General features: G+C 72.6%; 18 protein-coding genes and 1 riboswitch. Of the genes, 9 read left to right on the forward strand and 9 right to left on the reverse strand.

Going from position 1 to position 17,592, the window contains the following annotated elements:
- The first annotated feature begins 88 nt into the window (after window positions 1–88).
- Both FHX46_RS07880 and FHX46_RS07885 read left to right on the forward strand, forming a co-directional pair.
- The gene (locus tag FHX46_RS07880; RefSeq protein ID WP_167111996.1) at window positions 89–760 is read left to right on the forward strand and encodes an SRPBCC family protein; all 672 of its coding nucleotides are present in this window, start codon (window positions 89–91) and stop codon (window positions 758–760) included.
- 254 nt (window positions 761–1,014) lie between these two features.
- Window positions 1,015–2,082, forward strand: a complete 1,068-nt coding sequence (locus tag FHX46_RS07885; RefSeq protein WP_167111998.1) for an FAD-dependent oxidoreductase — start codon at window positions 1,015–1,017, stop codon at window positions 2,080–2,082.
- A 79-nt stretch (window positions 2,083–2,161) separates the two neighbouring features.
- Here the strand turns inward: FHX46_RS07885 and FHX46_RS07890 are convergent, their stop codons facing one another.
- On the reverse strand, window positions 2,162–2,974 hold the full coding sequence (locus FHX46_RS07890) for an amidohydrolase family protein (RefSeq protein WP_167112000.1): 813 nt from the start codon (window positions 2,972–2,974) through the stop codon (window positions 2,162–2,164).
- Window positions 2,967–3,554 carry a TetR/AcrR family transcriptional regulator gene (locus FHX46_RS07895; protein WP_167112002.1) on the reverse strand — a complete coding sequence of 196 codons (588 nt, stop codon included), beginning with the start codon at window positions 3,552–3,554 and terminating at the stop codon, window positions 2,967–2,969. The genes FHX46_RS07890 and FHX46_RS07895 overlap by 8 nt, the downstream gene beginning before the upstream one ends.
- Window positions 3,555–3,754: 200 nt before the next feature.
- A riboswitch (glycine riboswitch) is annotated at window positions 3,755–3,846 on the forward strand.
- A gap of 125 nt (window positions 3,847–3,971) precedes the next feature.
- Between FHX46_RS07895 and gcvP the strand changes: the two genes are divergently transcribed.
- Together gcvP and gcvT are read left to right on the forward strand one after the other, a co-directional pair.
- Window positions 3,972–6,794 carry an aminomethyl-transferring glycine dehydrogenase gene (gene gcvP, locus FHX46_RS07900; protein ID WP_167112004.1) on the forward strand — a complete coding sequence of 941 codons (2,823 nt, stop codon included), beginning with the start codon at window positions 3,972–3,974 and terminating at the stop codon, window positions 6,792–6,794.
- A 3-nt stretch (window positions 6,795–6,797) separates the two neighbouring features.
- A complete protein-coding gene (gcvT, locus tag FHX46_RS07905; RefSeq protein WP_167112006.1) occupies window positions 6,798–7,886 on the forward strand; it encodes a glycine cleavage system aminomethyltransferase GcvT in 1,089 nt (362 codons plus the stop codon).
- Here the strand turns inward: gcvT and FHX46_RS07910 are convergent.
- The 3 genes from FHX46_RS07910 to FHX46_RS07920 are packed head-to-tail and all read right to left on the reverse strand — an operon-like array spanning window position 7,876 to window position 9,772.
- Entirely contained in the window at window positions 7,876–8,286 is a 411-nt protein-coding gene (locus FHX46_RS07910; RefSeq protein ID WP_167112008.1) for an NUDIX hydrolase, read from the reverse strand. The genes gcvT and FHX46_RS07910 overlap by 11 nt on opposite strands.
- A complete protein-coding gene (locus FHX46_RS07915; RefSeq protein ID WP_167112010.1) occupies window positions 8,283–8,939 on the reverse strand; it encodes an O-methyltransferase in 657 nt (218 codons plus the stop codon). The genes FHX46_RS07910 and FHX46_RS07915 overlap by 4 nt, the downstream gene beginning before the upstream one ends.
- Window positions 8,940–8,950: 11 nt before the next feature.
- A complete protein-coding gene (locus tag FHX46_RS07920) occupies window positions 8,951–9,772 on the reverse strand; it encodes an ABC transporter ATP-binding protein (RefSeq protein WP_167112012.1) in 822 nt (273 codons plus the stop codon).
- A 59-nt stretch (window positions 9,773–9,831) separates the two neighbouring features.
- Between FHX46_RS07920 and FHX46_RS07925 the strand changes: the two genes are divergently transcribed.
- Window positions 9,832–10,836, forward strand: a complete 1,005-nt coding sequence (locus tag FHX46_RS07925) for a glycoside hydrolase family 172 protein (RefSeq protein WP_167112014.1) — start codon at window positions 9,832–9,834, stop codon at window positions 10,834–10,836.
- 1 nt (window position 10,837) lies between these two features.
- Here FHX46_RS07925 and FHX46_RS07930 read toward each other — a convergent pair whose 3' ends face one another.
- Entirely contained in the window at window positions 10,838–11,038 is a 201-nt protein-coding gene (locus FHX46_RS07930; protein WP_167112016.1) for a hypothetical protein, read from the reverse strand.
- A gap of 131 nt (window positions 11,039–11,169) precedes the next feature.
- Here FHX46_RS07930 and FHX46_RS07935 point away from each other — a divergent pair, with 131 nt between their 5' ends.
- The 4 genes from FHX46_RS07935 (at window position 11,170) to FHX46_RS07950 (ending at window position 14,516) form a co-directional block, all read left to right on the forward strand.
- Window positions 11,170–12,390, forward strand: a complete 1,221-nt coding sequence (locus FHX46_RS07935) for an NAD(P)/FAD-dependent oxidoreductase (protein WP_167112018.1) — start codon at window positions 11,170–11,172, stop codon at window positions 12,388–12,390.
- Between the two features lie 324 nt (window positions 12,391–12,714).
- A complete protein-coding gene (locus FHX46_RS07940) occupies window positions 12,715–13,629 on the forward strand; it encodes an NBR1-Ig-like domain-containing protein (RefSeq protein WP_313886058.1) in 915 nt (304 codons plus the stop codon).
- Between the two features lie 153 nt (window positions 13,630–13,782).
- Window positions 13,783–14,169, forward strand: coding sequence for a hypothetical protein (locus FHX46_RS07945; RefSeq protein WP_167112020.1), 387 nt, complete (start codon window positions 13,783–13,785; stop codon window positions 14,167–14,169).
- 11 nt (window positions 14,170–14,180) lie between these two features.
- Entirely contained in the window at window positions 14,181–14,516 is a 336-nt protein-coding gene (locus FHX46_RS07950; protein ID WP_167112022.1) for a hypothetical protein, read from the forward strand.
- On the opposite strand, the gene FHX46_RS07955 is transcribed toward FHX46_RS07950, so the two are convergent.
- From FHX46_RS07955 to FHX46_RS07965, 3 genes are all read right to left on the reverse strand, one after another.
- Window positions 14,497–15,759: a Bcr/CflA family multidrug efflux MFS transporter gene (locus FHX46_RS07955; protein WP_167112024.1), complete on the reverse strand. Its 1,263-nt coding sequence runs from the start codon at window positions 15,757–15,759 to the stop codon at window positions 14,497–14,499. The genes FHX46_RS07950 and FHX46_RS07955 overlap by 20 nt on opposite strands.
- A gap of 111 nt (window positions 15,760–15,870) precedes the next feature.
- Window positions 15,871–16,851, reverse strand: coding sequence for a MerR family transcriptional regulator (locus FHX46_RS07960; RefSeq protein WP_167112026.1), 981 nt, complete (start codon window positions 16,849–16,851; stop codon window positions 15,871–15,873).
- 34 nt (window positions 16,852–16,885) lie between these two features.
- Window positions 16,886–17,524 carry an HNH endonuclease family protein gene (locus FHX46_RS07965; protein WP_167112028.1) on the reverse strand — a complete coding sequence of 213 codons (639 nt, stop codon included), beginning with the start codon at window positions 17,522–17,524 and terminating at the stop codon, window positions 16,886–16,888.
- Between the last annotated feature and the right edge of the window lie 68 nt (window positions 17,525–17,592).

The raw sequence follows: 17,592 nt of genomic DNA on the forward strand, positions 1-17,592 counted from the left end.
TGCCGGTCCCGCGTACGCACCGGGCGCCGGTTCCGGCACTAAGGTGGTCCGAGGGACTCGAAGCTTTCTGGAGAAGGGAGGTCGGCCCGTGCGGCTCGACCATGAATTCACCGTTCCGGCCCCGCCTGCCGAGGTGTGGAAGGCGGTCACCGATCCGGAACGCGTTGCGCCCTGCATGCCCGGTGCCACCCTGACGAAGGTCGAGGGCGAGACGTTCACCGGGACGGTCAAGGTGAAGCTGGGCCCGATCTCCCTGCTGTACAAGGGTTCCGGCGAGTACCTGGAGACCGACGAACAGGCTCGCAAGATCGTGATCAAGGCGTCGGGCAAGGACTCCCGCGGAGCGGGCACGGCGGCCGCGACGGTCACGGTGACGTTGTCGGAGAACGACGGTGGCACGAAGGGCACCGTGGCCACCGATCTGAACGTCACGGGCCGGCCGGCGCAGTTCGGCCGCGGCATGATCTCCGAGGTCGGTGGCAAGATCCTGGACCAGTTCGCGGCGAACCTGGCGGACCGGCTCGGTACCGCGGAGAGCCCGGCCGCGGAGGAGAAGCCGGCCGAATCCGGGGTGACCACCGAGCCGGCGCCGGAGAAGCCCAAGCTCGAGTCGGTGAAGCCCCAGCCCCACGAAGCCGAGGCGATCGACCTCTTCGAGTACGCCGGGAGCTCCCTGACCAAACGCCTCGCGCCGATCCTCGCCGGGGTCGCCGCGGCGCTCGGAGTGGTCGCGATCGTCCGCCTGCTCCGCCGCCGCTGACGTCCGCCGCGGCCGGCAAGACCGGGTGGCTGCTGCGCTGACACCGCGCCAGCAGACCGGAGCGTCGCCCCGGGCACCGCATCAAGGTGCCCGGGACACCGGCCGCGCACGGTGGCCGCGACGGCTGTGCGCGCGGCCGTCGCCCACCTGGCGTCCGCGCACCGCCTGCCTGCAACCACCCCGCGGCCAACCGCGCACCCGTGTGCCCCGCCACCACCGGGAAGCGGCACGGCCCGGCGGCGGTTGTAAGCGGTGTGCGCAGCGAAACGGACGTGGTGGTGATCGGCGCGGGGCAGGCCGGCTTGTCGTCCGCCTACTTCCTCCGGCGGTCGGGTCTGGAATTCGTCGTCCTCGACGCGAACTCCCGGCCGGGCGGTGCGTGGCAGCACCGGTGGCCCTCGCTGCGGCTGGACAAGGTCCACGGCTTCCACGACCTCCCCGGCCTGGCCTTCCACGAGCAGGACGAGCACCGGATGGCGTCCGAGGTCGTGGCCGAGTACTTCGCGCGCTACGAGCGCACCTTCGACCTGCCGGTTCACCGCCCGGTCGAGGTGCTCGCCGTGCGTGATGCGGGTCCCCGCCTCCTCGTCGAGACCACCGGCGGTACCTGGGCCGCCCGCGCCGTCATCAACGCGACCGGCACGTGGACCCGCCCGTTCTGGCCGCACTACCCGGGGCAGGAAACCTTCACCGGCCGCCAGTTGCACACCGCCGACTACCGCACCGCCGAGGAGTTCCGCGGGCAGCACGTCCTGGTCGTGGGCGGCGGCACCTCGGCCGTGCAGCTGCTGATCGAGATCGCGGACTTCGCGAGCGGCACCACCTGGGTCACCCGCCGGCCGCCGGTGTTCCAGGACGCGGAGTTCGGCCCGGAACTGGGCCGCGAAGCCGTTGCGAAGGTCGACCAGCGGGTCCGGGCCGGGCTGCCACCGGCGAGCGTCGTGAGCGTCACCGGGCTGATGCGCACACCCCAGGTGCGCGACGCGCAGGCCCGCGGGATCCTCACCCGCAAGCCGATGTTCGACCGCATCACCCCGACGGGCGTGGTCTGGGCAGACGGCACCGAGCAGCAGGCGGACGTGATCCTGTGGGCCACCGGGTTCCGCGCCGCGCTCGATCACCTGGCGCCGCTGCACCTGCGCGAACCCGGCGGCGGCATCCGCATGGACGGCACCCGCGTGGTCGCCGAACCGAGGCTGCACCTGGTGGGTTACGGCCCGTCCGCCAGCACGATCGGCGCGAACCGCGCCGGCCGCACCGCCGTCCGCGAGATCCGGCAGCTGCTGACGACCCGGCCGGTGGAGACCGCGGCCGCGAGCTGAGCGCCCCTGCCCGCCGCGCCGCGCAAGCGCACCACCGAGTGCCACGCGCCTGCGCGGCGGCGAACCGGGTACGCGCTGCTCAGTTGGGCAGTGCGAACACCCGCCGGGCGTTGCCGCTCAGGTACAGCTCCGTCGCCGCCGGTCCCAGATCCAGGTCCGGCAGGCGCTTCAACGCGTCGGCCGGGGTCATCATCGGGTAGTTGCTGCCGAACAGCACGCGCTCCCGGCCGCGCCCGCGCATGAACTCCACCAGCTCCCCGGGCAGCCGGTGCACCGCGTACGCCGAGGTGTCCACGTGGAAGTTCGGGTACTTCGCGGCCAGGGACAGCACCTCCGCCATCCACGGGTAGCCCACGTGGCCGCCCACCACGGTCAGCTCGGGGAAGTCCAGCAGCACCTCGTCCAGGTACGGGATCGGCCGCCCCGGCTCGGACGGGCACAGCGGCCCGGTGTGACCGATCTGCGTGCAGAACGGCACGTCCTCCTCCACGCACGTCACGTACACCGGGTAGTAGCGCCGGTCGTTCGGCGGCAGGTTCCACAGCCACGGCACCACCCGCACCCCGACGAACCCGAGCCGGATGCACCGGCGGATTTCCCGCACCGCCCGCACCGGGTCGCGCAGATCCACCGACGCCACCCCGGCGAACCGGTCCGGGTGCGCGGACACGATCTCCGCCACCTCGTCGTTGGTGATCAGCGCCCCGTCCGGCCCGTGCCACGCGGACAGCAGCGCCACCCGCACACCGGCCTCGTCCATCGCGTCGAGCGTCCCGGACAGCTGGGGCGCGCGGCGCGCCATGCCCGTCCAGCGCACCAGCGTCTCCAGCCACGGCTGGTCCATGAACCGCTGGTTCGGCTGCTGCATCCACACGTCGATCACGTCAGCCATCGTTCGTCCCTTCCTTGGTCGACATCGTGCGGGCGACCCGCGCCACCAGGTCCACGGCGGACTCCGGTGGTGGCCGCCCCTGGGCCAGGTACCGCCGCACGACCGCGTACGGCAGGTCGACCAGCACCAGCAGCAGCTCGTCGGCACTCGAGCCGGTCTCAGCACGCAGCCGCCGCACCACGATGCGCAGCGCCTCGTCCAGCGCGGCGTCGTACCGGGCGTCCTCGGCGCGGTCCTCGGCCGACCAGGAGCTCGCGCCGAGCAGCCGTTTTCCCGCGTACAGCACCTGCGCCTCCCCGGGGCGCTCCCGGCACCAGCGCACGGCCGCAACCGCTGCGTCCAGGGGCCGTTCTCCGCACAGCACCGCGAGGTAGTCGCGGTGGAACCGCTGCACGGTGCGCAACCACAACGCGGCTTGCAACGCCGGCCGTCCCGGGAAGCGGTGGTAGACCGATCCGCTCGGCGCGCCCGCCTCGCGCGCCACCGCCGACATGGTGACCGCTTCCGGCCCGCCCGTGGCGAACAGCCGGACGGCGGCGTCCAGCAGTTCGTCGGCGGTATGCCGTGGTGGTCGGCCCATGTTTGTGGAGACTAGCCTCTAAAACTCGCGCTCGACAGCCCCTGTGTGCATCTCGATGGTGTTCCACGGACCCATGGGGGCTGTCCCGGCGACGCTGCGGTGTTCATCACGGCTTCGCGTTTCCGGTGGACGGCGGCATCCCGGCCGCGTACGTTACGCCGCTGTAGACTGAAGCCGGACAACTGAACACCAGGCCGTCACGAGCCGGAGCGGGAGAGTCCCCGGGTCACTGGGGCACCGAAGGAGCAACTTCCCCGTCAATCTCTCAGGTACCAGTTACCGCTCCGCGCCAGGCCACTCTGGAAAGCAGGCGCGCGCATCGCGCCTCACCCAAGGTGAAAGCCGCGAGCGCGGTGAAACTCTCAGGTGCCGATGACAGAGGGGGAGTTCCCGCCACCCGCAGATGAGGAGCTCCCGATGTCCTTCGCCGATCGTCACATCGGACCTTCCGAGCACGAACAGGCCAAGATGCTCGCCGAGTGCGGGTACGGGAGTCTGGACGCCCTGGTCGAGGCGGCCGTCCCGGCCGCGATCCGCACCTCGGGTGCGCTGGGCCTGCCCCCGGCCTCCGAGCAGGAGGCGACCGCCGAGCTGCGTGCGCTGGCGGCGAAGAACCGCCCGATGACCCAGATGATCGGCCTGGGCTTCAGCGACACCGTCACCCCACCGGTCATCCGCCGCAACGTGCTGGAGAACCCGGCCTGGTACACCGCGTACACGCCGTACCAGCCGGAGATCTCGCAGGGGCGGCTGGAGGCGCTGCTGAACTTCCAGACCATGGTGTCCGGCCTGACCGGCCTGAACATCGCCAACGCCTCCCTGCTCGACGAGTCCACGGCGGTCGCCGAGGCCGTTCTGCTGATGCGCCGCGCGTCGAAGGCGAAGTCGTCGCGCGTCGTCCTGGACGCCGAGTGCCTGCCGCAGACCATCGCGGTGGTGCGCACCCGGGCGGAGGCGGTCGGCATCGAGGTCGACGTGCGCGACCTGGGCACCGGGCTGCCGGAGGACTTCTTCGGCGTCGTCGTGCAGTACCCGGGCGCGTCCGGTGTGTTGCGCGGCAAGGGCTTCTACGAGGCCATCGGCAAGGTCGCGAAGGACGCCGGCGCGCTCTACACGGTGGCGGCCGACCTGCTGGCGCTGACGCTGATCACCGCACCCGGCGAGTTCGGCGCGGACATCGCGGCCGGGACCACCCAGCGCTTCGGTGTCCCGCTCGGCTACGGCGGCCCGCACGCCGGGTACCTCGCCGTGCGCCGGGGCCTGGAGCGGTCGCTGCCCGGCCGGCTGGTCGGCGTCTCGGTCGACGCGGACGGCAACACCGCCTACCGGCTCGCGCTGCAGACCCGTGAGCAGCACATCCGCCGCGAGAAGGCGACCTCGAACATCTGCACCGCCCAGGTGCTGCCGGCCGTGCTGGCCGCGATGTACGCCGTGTACCACGGCCCGGAGGGGCTCACCGAGATCGCGCGGCGGGTGCACGGGCTGGCCGCCGGGCTGGCCGGGGCGCTGCGGACCGCGGGCGTGGAGGTGGTGCACGAGGGCTTCTTCGACACCGTGCTCGCGCGGGTGCCGGGCCGGGCCGCCGCGGTCGTCGCCGCCGCGCGCGCGGCGGGCATCAACCTCGGCCGGGTGGACGACGACCACGTCCGGTTGGCCTGCGACGAGGTGACCACGGTGGACGTCGTCGACCGCGTGCTGCGGGCCTTCGAGGCCGGCCCGGGCATCGCCGAGGACGCCGCCGCGCTGCCCACCGGACTGGCCCGCACCAGCGAGTTCCTCACCCACGAGGTGTTCCACACCCACCGCTCGGAGACCGCGATGCTGCGGTACCTGCGCCGGTTGTCCGATCAGGACTACGCCCTCGACCGCGGCATGATCCCGCTCGGGTCGTGCACCATGAAGCTCAACGCGACCGCCGAGATGGAGCCGATCAGCTGGCCGGAGTTCGCGAGCCTGCACCCGTTCGCCCCGGCGGAGGACGCCGCCGGGTACCGGGAGCTGATCGACCAGCTGTGCGGCTGGCTCGCCGAGGTCACCGGCTACGACCAGGTGTCGCTGCAGCCCAACGCCGGCAGCCAGGGTGAGCTCGCCGGGCTCCTGGCGATCCGCGCGTACCACCGCGCCAACGGCCGGCCGGAGCGTGACGTCTGCCTCATCCCCTCCTCGGCGCACGGCACGAACGCCGCGTCGGCGGTGCTGGCCGGGATGCGCGTGGTCGTGGTGGCCTGCAACGACAACGGTGACGTCGACCTGGACGATCTGCGCGCCAAGGCCGAGCAGCACCGCGAGACGCTGTCGGCGATCATGGTGACCTACCCGTCCACGCACGGCGTGTACGAGGAGGGCATCGGCGAGATCGCCCGTATCGTGCACGAGGCCGGCGGTCAGGTCTACGTGGACGGTGCGAACCTGAACGCGTTGCTGGGCCTGGCCAAGCCGGGCGAGTTCGGCGGCGACGTGTCGCACCTGAACCTGCACAAGACGTTCTGCATCCCGCACGGCGGTGGCGGCCCGGGCGTCGGCCCGGTCGCGGTGCGCGCGCACCTCGCCCCGTACTTGCCGAACCACCCGCTCGCCGACGGTGCCGGCCCGGACACCGGGGTCGGCCCGATCTCGGCGGCGCCGTTCGGTTCGGCGTCGATCCTGCCGATCTCGTGGGCCTACATCCGGATGATGGGTGGCGCCGGCCTGACGAGCGCCACCAAGGTCGCCGTGCTCGCCGCGAACTACGTCGCCGCGCGGCTGTCCCCGCACTACCCGGTGCTCTACACCGGGCGGAACGGGCTGGTCGCCCACGAGTGCATCCTCGACCTGCGGGCGCTCACCAAGCGCACCGGCGTGACCGTCGACGACGTCGCCAAGCGCTTGGTGGACTACGGTTTCCACGCCCCGACGATGTCCTTCCCGGTCGCCGGGACGCTGATGGTCGAGCCGACCGAGAGCGAGGACGTCGGCGAGCTCGACCGGTTCTGCGACGCGATGATCGCGATCCGGCGGGAGATCGAACAGGTCGCCGAGGGCACCTGGCCGATCGAGCGGAGCCCCCTGCGCAACGCGCCGCACACCGCGGAGATGCTCACCGGCGACTGGGACCTGCCCTACGACCGCAAGACCGCGGTCTACCCGGCCGGTGTCTCCCCGAAGAACAAGTACTGGTCCCCGGTGCGCCGCATCGACGGCGCGCACGGTGACCGCAACCTCGTCTGCTCGTGCCCGTCCATCGAAGCCTACGGGAGCTGATCCATGCGGACCCCTCTGTACTCCGTCCACAAGGGACTGGGCGCGCTGTTCACCGATTTCGCCGGCTGGGAGATGCCGGTGCGCTACGGCAGTGAGCTGGCCGAGCACCGCGCGGTGCGGGAGGCCGCCGGGCTGTTCGACCTGTCGCACATGGGCGAGATCGAGGTGACCGGACCGCAGGCTGCGGACGCGCTCGACCACGCGCTCGTCGGCAAGCTGTCCGCGGTGAAGCCGGGCCGTGCCCGCTACACGATGATGTGCAACGCCACCGGCGGGGTGATCGATGACCTCGTCGTCTACCGGCTCGAGGACGAGAAGTACCTGGTGGTGGCCAATGCGGGCAACGCGCCGGAGGTGGCCGCGGAGCTCGCTGAGCGGGCCGCCGGTTTCGACGCGCGGGTCACCGACCGCTCCGCCGAGTTCGCGCTGATCGCGGTGCAGGGACCGCGGGCGGTGGATGTCCTCGGCGCGGTCACGGACGCCGACCTCGCCGGCCTGAAGTACTACGCGAGCGTCCCGGCGACGGTCAAGGGCCACGACGTGCTGCTCGCGCGCACCGGCTACACCGGTGAGGACGGTTTCGAGTTGTACGTGCCGCCGGACGAGGCGGCGGCGGTGTGGCACATCCTCACCGACGCCGGCGAGCCGCACGGGCTGGTGCCGGCCGGGCTCGCCTGCCGCGACACGCTCCGGCTGGAGGCCGGGATGCCGTTGTACGGCAACGAGTTGTCCACCGAGCGGTCGCCGTTCGAGGCGAACCTGGGCCGCGTGGTCAAGCTCGACAAGCCGGACTTCGTGGGCAAGGCGGCGCTGGCGGAGCGGCAGGATCCGGCCGAGGTGCTGGTGGGCCTGCGCGGCAGCGGGCGGCGCGCGCCCCGGCACGGGTACCGGGTGCTCTCCGGCGGGGAGCCGGTGGGCGAGGTGACCAGCGGCGCCCTGTCGCCGACGCTGGGCTACCCCGTGGCGATGGCGTACGTGCCGGTCGCGCTGAGCGCTCCCGGCACCGAACTGGCGGTCGACATCCGCGGCCGGGTGGAGCCGGTCGAGGTGGTCGGGCTGCCGTTCTACCAGCGGGAGACGGCTACCCGGTGAGTTCGCCGCGGCGGTGCAGCTCGTCGAAGACCAGCGCGCCCGCCGCGGAGAGCCGGTCGCGGTCGCCCGGACCCAGCCAGGCCAGCTCCGCCACTTCCGCCGAGGCCACGAGGGTGCCGCGGTACTCGGCGGTGTAGCAGGCCATCCGCACCACCCCGGCCTGCCCGTGGGCCGGGGCCTCGACCGTGCCGAAGTGGTGGACGGTCGCCGGGTCGATCGACACCGACAGCTCCTCGGCGACCTCGCGCGTCAGCGCCGCGAGGTCGCTCTCGCCCGGTTCGCGCTTGCCGCCCGGCAGGTACCACACCGTCTTGCCGTGCGAGCGCGCGGCGAGCACCCGCCCGGACTCCACCCGCACCCACGTCACCTTGTCGATCACCCGCCGGTCCCCGCCGGTCATGCGGTCACCAGCGCGAGCGTGAACCCGTCGTAGCCCTTCACACCCACGGTCTGCACCACGGTGGCCTCGACCCGCGGCTCGGCCGCGATCAGGTCGTGCATCTCCCGCGTCGCGACGATCGCGGGGTCGGTGCTGCCCGCGTCGGCGAGCGCGCCGCCGCGCACCACGTTGTCCACCACGATCACCGAACCCGGCCGCGACAACCGCAGTGCCCACCGGAAGTACTCCGGGTTGTTCGGCTTGTCGGCGTCGATGAAGACCAGGTCGAACGGGCCGTCGAGGGTGGGCAGCGTGTCCAGCGCCGCGCCGACCTTGACCTCGACGATCTCGCCGAAGCCGGCCGCGTCCAGGTTGTTGCTCGCCACCTCGGCGTGCTTCGGGTCGGCCTCCAGGGTCACCAGCCTGCCCTCCGGGGGCAGCGCCCGCGCCAGCCAGATCGTCGAGTAGCCGCCGAGCGTGCCGATCTCCAGGATCGACCGCGCGCCGTGCATCCGCGCCAGCAGGTGCAGCAGCTTGCCCTGCGCCGGGGACACCGCGATCTCCGGCAGCCCGGCATCGGCCGCGGCGGCCCTGGCGTCGTCCAGCACCGCGTCCGCGGCGATCAGCGTCCGGCCCACGTAGTCGTCGACCGCGCTCCACACGTCCTGGCTCACAGGAGCCGAAACTACCGGCGCGCCTTCGGGATCACCAGCGGAGTGCCCGTCTCCGGGTCGGGGATCACCGAGCACGGCAGGTCGAAGATCTCCTCGACGCACTCGGCGGTCACCACCTCCGCCGGCGTGCCGGTCGCCACCACCGCGCCGTCGCGCATGGCGATCAGGTGGGTGGCGTAGCGCGCCGCCTGGTTGAGGTCGTGCAGCACGGCGACCAGGGTGCGGCCCTGCTCGGCGTGCAGCTGCGCGCACAGGTCGAGGATGTCCATCTGGTGCGCGATGTCCAGGAACGTGGTCGGCTCGTCGAGCAGCAGCAGCTCCGTCTCCTGCGCCAGGGCCATCGCCAGCCACACCCGCTGCCGCTGCCCGCCGGACAGCTCGTCGACCATCCGGTCGGCCAGGCCGGACACCCCGGTCGCGGCCATCGACCGCTCGACGACCTCGGCGTCCTGGCGCGACCACTGGCGCAGCAGCCGCTGGTGCGGATACCGGCCGCGGGAGACCAGGTCGGCGACCGTGATGCCGTCCGGTGCGATCGAGCTCTGCGGCAGCAGCCCGAGCTTGCGCGCGACCTGCTTGGCCGGCAACGACGTGATGACCTCGCCGTCCAGGTAGACCATGCCGCGCCGCGGTTTGAGCAGCCGGCTCAGCGCCCGCAGCACCGTGGACTTGCCACACGCGTTCGGGCCGACGATCACCGTGAACGAATGGTCCGGGATGGTGACCGACAGACCCTCGGCGACCACGCGTCCGTCGTATCCCAGCGTCAGGCCGTCACCGCGCAGCCGGGTGCTGGTGATCGGCTCGGCGGCGAGATCCACGGTCTGGGCCATGGAGGTTAGGCTAACCTACCGAGCTGGCGAACGGTACGGACCGCGCCTACCTTGGCAGGGTGTTCGACGTCACGGATCTGACTCGCGTCGCGCCGGTGCTCGACTCGCGCGCCGTCACGTTCGAAAACCCCGCCGGCGAACGGGGCGCGGGTGGCCGGGCCGGCGGCGGACGCAAGGGTGCCCCCAGCCGGGTGATCGAGGGCGGTGAGCGCGTCACCCTGGCGGACCTCGCCGGCCCGGGCACCATCCGGCACATCTGGATGACGTTCCCGCCGGACCGGCCGGCCCGGATGCGCGCCGTGTACCTCGAGATCCGCTACGGCGGCCTGTCGTATCCCAGTGTTTCGGTGCCCTGCGTGGACTTCTTCGGTTCGCCGCACGGCCGCCCGGTCGCCTACGCCAGCGCGCTGACCAGCATGCCGGAAGCCCGCGGGTTCAACAGCTACCTCCCGATGGCCTTCGGCGAGCGCATCCGCGTCGACCTGGTCAACGGCAACCCGGACCCGATCGTCCTGTACTTCCAGATCGACTACACGCTCGGCGAATCCGCGTCCGGGCGCCTGCACGTCAGCTTCCGCCGGGAGAACCCGACGGTGGCGAAACGGGATTTCGTGGTGACCGAGGGTCTGCACGGCCCCGGCCGGTTCCTCGGCTGGGTGGGCGGCGTGCGGCCCATCGACGGCGGCCAGTGGTATGGCGAGGGCGAGGTGAAGGTCTACCGCGACGGTGATCGGGAGCTCCCCACGATCTGCGGGACCGGACTGGAGGACTACGTCGGATCGGCCTGGGGGATGGGACCGCACGCGGGGTTGTACTCGGGTGCACCGCTGGAGGTGCCCGGCCGCGGACCGATCCCCAAGTTCGTCGGGTTCTACCGCTGGCACGTGCTCGACCCGATCATGTTCAGCACCGACCTGCGGGTCACGCTGCAACAGATCGGCGCCGACCGGGGCGGGCTCGTCGAGCGGGTCGACGACTACTGCGCAGCCGCGTTCACCGTGTGCGAGAACGCCCAGCCGGTGCCGCCGGTGGACGTCGCCGCGGTCATCGCGGATCTGGAGTGACCTACCGGGACTGTTCGCCGACCACCACGACCGCGTCGCGCAGCGCCGCGCGCAGCCGGCCGACGTCGAGCGGTTCGAGCACCGCGGCTTCGCCCGGCGGTGCCACCAGGACCACCCGGCCGCTGCTCACCAACACCGTCAGGTCCCGCCGGCGCCCGGCCAGGTCCCGGCAGCTGATCGACCATTCGTCTGGAGCCGCCACGTCCGTCGCCTTCCTTCGGTGGGGGTGCGGATGATGAAGGGACGACCCCGGGAGCGGCGTGTGACGCGGTGGCGCGGAAAAAATGTCCGCAGTAACGTCAGGTGACTTGGTTCACTCTGTTGGGAGGGCACATGTCCGAGCCGAAGCGGATCGTGATCGTCGGGGCCGGTCTCGCCGGTGCTTCGGCCGCGGCCGCGCTGCGGGACAACGGCTACGACGGCGAAATCGCCGTTCTCGGCGCCGAGGCCCACCGGCCCTACGAGTTGCCGCCGCTGTCGAAGCGGATCCTGCTGGGCCAGTCGGACGAGCCGGACTGGGTGCGGGACGCGGACTTCTACTCCGGGCACGACATCGACCTGCGGCTGGGCACTGGCGCGACCCGCGTGGAGCTGGGCGCGCGGGTGGTGCAGGACGCGCGCGGCGGGCGGCACTCCTACGACCGGTTGCTGCTGGCGACCGGCTCGCAGCCGCGGACCCTGCCCGTGCGCGGGGTGGACCTGCCGGGCGTGTACTCGCTGCGCACCCTCGACGACGCGCTCGCGCTGCGGTCGGCGTTCGCGGGTTCCCCACGGGTGGTCGTGGTCGGCACGGGCTGGATCGGGACGGAGGCCGCGGCCGCGGCCCGGCAGCAGGGCGCCGAGGTGACGATGGTCGACGTGCTGCCCGGCCCGCTGTGGGTTCTCGGGCCGGAGATCAGCGAGGTGTTCGCCGGCCTGCACACCGAGCACGGCGTGCAATGGCGGCTGGGCAGCGGGATCACCGAGCTGACCGGCGGCCCGAGCGGGGTGACCGGGGTGCGGCTGGCCGACGGGAGCGAACTGCCCGCCGACGTGGTGCTGGTCGCCGTCGGCGCGGTGCCGCGCGTCGATCTCGCGCACGCCGCCGGACTCGAACTGGCCGACGAGGGCGGGGTCGCGGTCGACGCGTCGCTGCGCACGTCGGCGCCCGACGTGTACGCGGCCGGGGACATCGCGGCGCAGTGGCACCCCCGTTACGGGCGCCGCGTCCGCGTCGAGCACTGGGCGAACGCGAAGAACCAGGGCGCGCACGTGGCGGCGAACCTGGCCGGCGGGCAGGAGCCGTACACGCGCTCCCCGTACTTCTTCACCGACCAGTACGACCTTGGCTGCGAGTACCGCGGGCTGGCGGACCCGTCGCGCGACGAGCTGGTGGTCCGCGGTGACCTGGGCAAGCGTGAGTTCACCGCGTTCTGGTTGCGCGAGGGCCAGGTCACGGCGGCGATGAACGTGAACATGTGGGACGACGGCGACGCGCTGCAGGCTCTGGTCGACGGCGAAGCGAAGGTGACCCCGGAGCAGTTGCGCAATTCCGACCTCGCCGCGCTGCCCTGACCCTCCGAGCGGCCAACACGCCGCCCGGTGCGGCGAACACGCCACCCCCAGCGGCCAACACGCCACCCCCAGCGGCCAACACGCCACCCCCAGCGGCCAACACGCCGCCCGGTGCGGCGAACACGCCGCGCGGAGCGGCGAACACGCGGTGGTGGCGTGTTGGCCGCTCCGGGCGCTGTGTTTGCTGTTGCGGGCGCTGAGTTTGCTGGTCCGGGCGTCGTGTTGGGCATCCGGGGACGGGAGCGGTCCGCGCCGTGCCACCTGCTCGGCTGAAACGCGCTCGCGTACCACCCGTTTGGACCAATCTGCCCCTACCCTCTTGTGGTGACACACGGAGCGGCCAGGCGGGGCCGCGTCGCCAGTTGCCCGGATCCGGCGGCCGGTCCGGTGGCCGCGTTCGCCCATCGGCTGTGGACCCTCAAGCGCGCCGCCGGGGACCCCTCCTACGACCGGATGCGCACCGAACTGGGCGCGCTCGCGTCGAAGTCGGCGCTGTCGGCGGCCGCGCGCGGTCAGCGCCTGCCGTCGTGGGACACGACATGGGAGTTCGTGCGCGTCCTCGCGGTCGGCGTCCTCGGCGAACCCGAGGACGAGACCCGGGCCTGCTGGCGCGCCGCCTGGGAGCGGGCCCGGGACGGCGGGACGGCACCGGCTCCGGCGCCGCGGAGCGGGGGACGGGTGGTGGTGCTCGCCGCGGCGGTGGCCGTCGTTCTCGCGCTCGGCGTGGTCACGGCCGTCACCATGCTCCGCACGACCGAGCCGTCGGCCACCCCGCCCGCCCCGGCCGGGCCTGCCACGACGGTGCCTGCCACGGCCGGGCCCGCCACGACGGGGTCCGCTGTGGCCGACGTGCCGCCGCCGGCGCTCGCCCTGGCGCCGCTGGTGCCCGGGGACGCGTCGGAGTTCGGCGGCGACGTCACCGTGCCCGACGGCACGCAGGTGCCCACCGGTGGGCGGTTCGTCAAGACCTGGGAGTTGCGCAACACGGGCACCGTCCCGTGGGTGGACCGGTCGCTGCGCCGCGAGGGCGCTTTCGGTCCGGGCGACGGTTGCCGGACCCCTGCCGAGGTGCCCGTGCCGGAGACGCGGCCCGGCCAGGTCGTGCGGGTCTCGGTGGAGGTGCGCGCGCCGGCGGAGCCCGGGTACTGCCAGGTGTACTTCAAGATGGTCGACCGGGCCGGCCACGTGGTCCTGCCCGGCACCCGGGCGGTCTACTTCTTCGTCCAGGTGACCGGCTGATTCGGCTACCCGATCCGGTGGTCAAAGCGCTGAACTGCGCGAACATTGGTATTTGGCCGCCGGACAAGCCGTGGCCGACCGCGAGCTTCCGCACAGTGGTTCAGACCTCTTAGCGTCGTCGGCACCAGCTCGATCCGGCGAAGGAGATCCCCGATGCGGAACCCGATCAGAACCCTGGCGGCCGCGCTGCCCCTCGCGGTGGCCCTCCCGCTGCTCGCAACGCCCGCTGCGTCGGCCGTCGCCAACGTGTGCGTCGGCGGCCCGCTCATGGGTGGCCAGACGACCACCATCGGACTGGCTGCCGACCAGGCCATCAACATCAACGTGCACAACCACGACTGGCGCGGTCTGGCGCTCGTCATCCGTGACGTGCGGTGGGGCAACCAGCTGTGGAAGGGCATCGTCGCGCCCGGCGGCGACCAGAACGTGCGCACCGACGTCTTCGGTGAGCCGCCGATCGGCTACGAGATCGCGTTCGAGGTGACCTCGAACCTCAGCAACAACTACACCTTCGCCATCTCTTCGACCCGCTGCTACTGAGAGGACCCGACATGCGCACCCTCCTGCTCGCGGCCATCGCCGCCACCGCCGCCGCGACCGCCGCCGCACTGCCCGCCGCGGCCGCGGCCAGCCCCGCCTCGGCGGCGCCCGTCGCAGCCGGCAAGGACATCATCACCACCTGCGGCCCGGGCTACTCGGGCTACATCCGCCGCCCCGCCAAGGACGCGTTGTGCCTGCGTCCCGGCACCCGCAACTGGAACAGCTTCCAGGCGTTCGAGTGCCGCGGGAACCTCACCGTCTACTTCGCCAACGGCAAGCAGGTCGAGTGCGGTGCGGGGATCGACTTCGACTTCAACGGCGGGGTCGTCAAGACCGTGGCCCGCTGAGCGCTCCGGCCCCCGGGGCGACCCGGGGGCCGGGCGGCCGGGTCAGCGTCGCGAACACCAGCAGCGCCACCACCGCGAACGCGGCCATCACCAGCCCCATCGGCACGGCGCTCGCCGCGCCCCCGATGCTCACCAGCGGCGTCGCGAGGCCGCCCACCACGAACTGCATCACCCCGAGCAGCGCCGACGCCGCCCCGGCGTTGTGCGGGTGCTCGGCCAGCGCGAGCGACGACGCGTTCGGCATCACCAGCCCGATGCTGGACACCATCACCAGCAGCGGGACCAGCAGCACCCCCAGCGGCAGGCCGGTCAGCGCGGCCACGAGCACCCCGGCGCCGCCCACGGCCGAGGCGCACAGCCCCACCGTCAGCAGCGTCCGCTCCCGGAACCGGCCCACGATCCGCCCGTTGACCTGTCCGGCGATCACGATGCCCAGCCCGTTGGCACCGAAGACCAGGCTGTACTCCTGCGGGCTCAGCCCGTAGACCTCCTGCAGCACGAACGACGACGCCGAGATGTAGGCGAACAGCCCGGCGAACATCAGCCCGGCCGACAGCGCGTACCCGATGAACGACCGGTCCCGCAGCAGCCGCGCGTATCCCCGCAGCGTCCCGCCGAGGCGGGCTGGGCGCCGGCGCTCCGCGGGCAGCGTCTCGGGCAGTGCCAGCGCGGCGGCGAGCAGCAGGGCGGCGCCGAACAGGGTCAGCACCACGAACACCCCGCGCCACGACGTCAACCGCAGCACCTGCCCGCCGATCACCGGCGCCAGGATCGGCGCCAGTCCGCTGACCAGCATCAACATCGAGAAGAACTTCGTCATCGCGGTGCCGGCGAACAGGTCGCGCACGCAGGCCCGCGCGATCACCATCCCGGCCGCGGCACCCAGCGCCTGCACCGCGCGCCCGGCGATCAGCAGCTCGGCCGACGGGCTCAGCGCGCACAGCACCGACGCGACCGCGTACAGCGCGAGTCCGGCCAGCAGCGGGCGGCGGCGGCCGAGCGAGTCCGACAGCGGTCCGGCGACCAGCTGCCCGATCGCCAGGCCGATGATGAACGCGGTCAGCGTGAGTTGCAGGGTCGGTGCGGAACTGTGCAGGTCGTCCGCCATCCGGGGGAGGGCGGGCAGGTACATGTCGATCGACAGGGGCGCGAACGCGGACAGGCCGCCGAGGATGAGCGCGTAGCGCAGGGTGCCCGGGGTCCGCCCCACCTTCGCCGGTGCCGTGACCGCTGCCGTGCTCAATGCGCCTCCACTCGACGAGATCAACCCGGCAACTCGAACACCGTCCCGGCCGCCGGAATTCCCCCGTGTGGCCGCGACCACCCGGAAAGTCCACACTGGACGGTGACGCGATCAGCGGCTCCCCGGTGAAGCGGCCGGGCCGAGTGCGACGGGCATCACCAGCGTGGTGAACGAGCCCTGGTCGGCCGATCGCACCCGGGTGACCTGCAGCGGCCCGGCGAACTCGAGGAGCACGTCGGGTCCGACGCTCGCCTCCAGCGCGGCGCCCAGCACGGCCGGGTCGAACCCGATGCGCAGCTCACCACCCCCGATCGCGGGCAGCGCGGTGCCGCCGGCAGTGAGCCGGTCCGGACCGAGGAGGAGTTCGGCCGGGCCGGAGGCGGGCAGCGCGTCCCGCAGCGCGACGCGGTCGACGACGACCCGCTGGTCCGGAACGGGCAGCGCGTCGAGCAGGGTGCGGTAGTCGGGGAACTCGTCGTCCAGCAGGGGCAGTGGCCGCGACTCGCCGTGCGCGTGGAGGGCTCCGTCGCCGAGGATCACCTCGTCGTGGCGCGCCGCCCACGGGCCGAGTGCGGCCAGTTCGCGGGCGGGCACCACGAACCGGCCCGCGCCGCCGTGCGACGGGTGCAGGACGCGCAGCGCGAGCCGGTACCGGTCGGTCGCGACGAGGCGGACCTCGTCGCCGTCGGCCTCGATCAGCACGAAGTCCAGCGGCGCCCCGGCGGCGGGCGCGACCTGCCGGATCGCGCTCGCCAGGTCCACGCCGGGCAGCCGGACCGGTCCGGCCAGCAGTCGTCCGACGGCCTCGGTGGCGGCGCGGAACTCCTCCCGCAGCCGGCGCCGGTGCGCCTGGAGAACCGCGCGCGCCTCCGCCGGCGGCCCGTCCAGCACGGTCGTGACCTGCGCCAGCGGCAGCCCGGCGGCCCGCAGCTCGCGGAGCCGCAGGGCCCGGCCGACCTGGTCCTCCCGGTAGTAGCGGTAGCCGGTGACCTCGTCGACCCGCGCCGGCGTGAGCACCCCGCAGTCGTCGTAGAAGCGCAGCGCGCTCGGCGTGAGCCCGGCGCGCCGGGCGAAGGCGCTGATGGTCAGCATGCCGTCGATCCTGCGGCTTCGAGCGGGTCGAAGGTCAACAGCGGTTCAGCATGTCCGTCAGCGCGGCCTGCTCGGCCGTGGTCACACTGAGCTGGTAGTAGTGCTTGACCGCGATCCAGTCGGTCGCGTACGTGCACCAGAAGGACTCCAGCGGCGGCCGCCACTCGTCCGGGGCCTTGTCGCTCTTGGACTGGTTCACGTTGTCCGTCACCGCCCACAACTGCGGCCGCACCAGGTCGTTCGCGAACGCCTCGCGCTGCGCCTGGGTCCAGGCCGAGGCCCCGCTGACCCAGCTCTGCGCGAGCGGCACCATGTGGTCGATGTCCACATCGGACGCCTTGGTCCAGGTCGCGCCGTCGTAGGGGCTGACCCAGGTGCCGGAGACCGGCGAGCAGTCCGTGCCGACCACCACGTTGGTGCCCGCCCGTTTGAGCATTTCCTCGCGGGTGTTGCAGGTGCCTTCGACGGTGTCCCAGTGCGGGAACTTCTCCCGCGAATAGCCGTTGAGCGTTCCGCGCGGCTTGACCTGCAGCTCCGCGAGCTGCTGCCGCGCCACGCCCGGGTCGGTCCCCGGGTTCGCCCTCGACGGGGGCACCGGCCCCGGCCGCCACACCACCACCAGAACCGCCACCGCCACCGCCACGACCAACGGCACCCACACCCGAGCCTTCACGCCGGTGAGGGTAAGTGATCGACTACCGGCGGTACGCTGCTTCCTCCGGCGTGTCGACGCGGGGTGAC

This window comes from Amycolatopsis viridis, from assembly GCF_011758765.1.
Classification (GTDB): domain Bacteria; phylum Actinomycetota; class Actinomycetes; order Mycobacteriales; family Pseudonocardiaceae; genus Amycolatopsis_E; species Amycolatopsis_E viridis.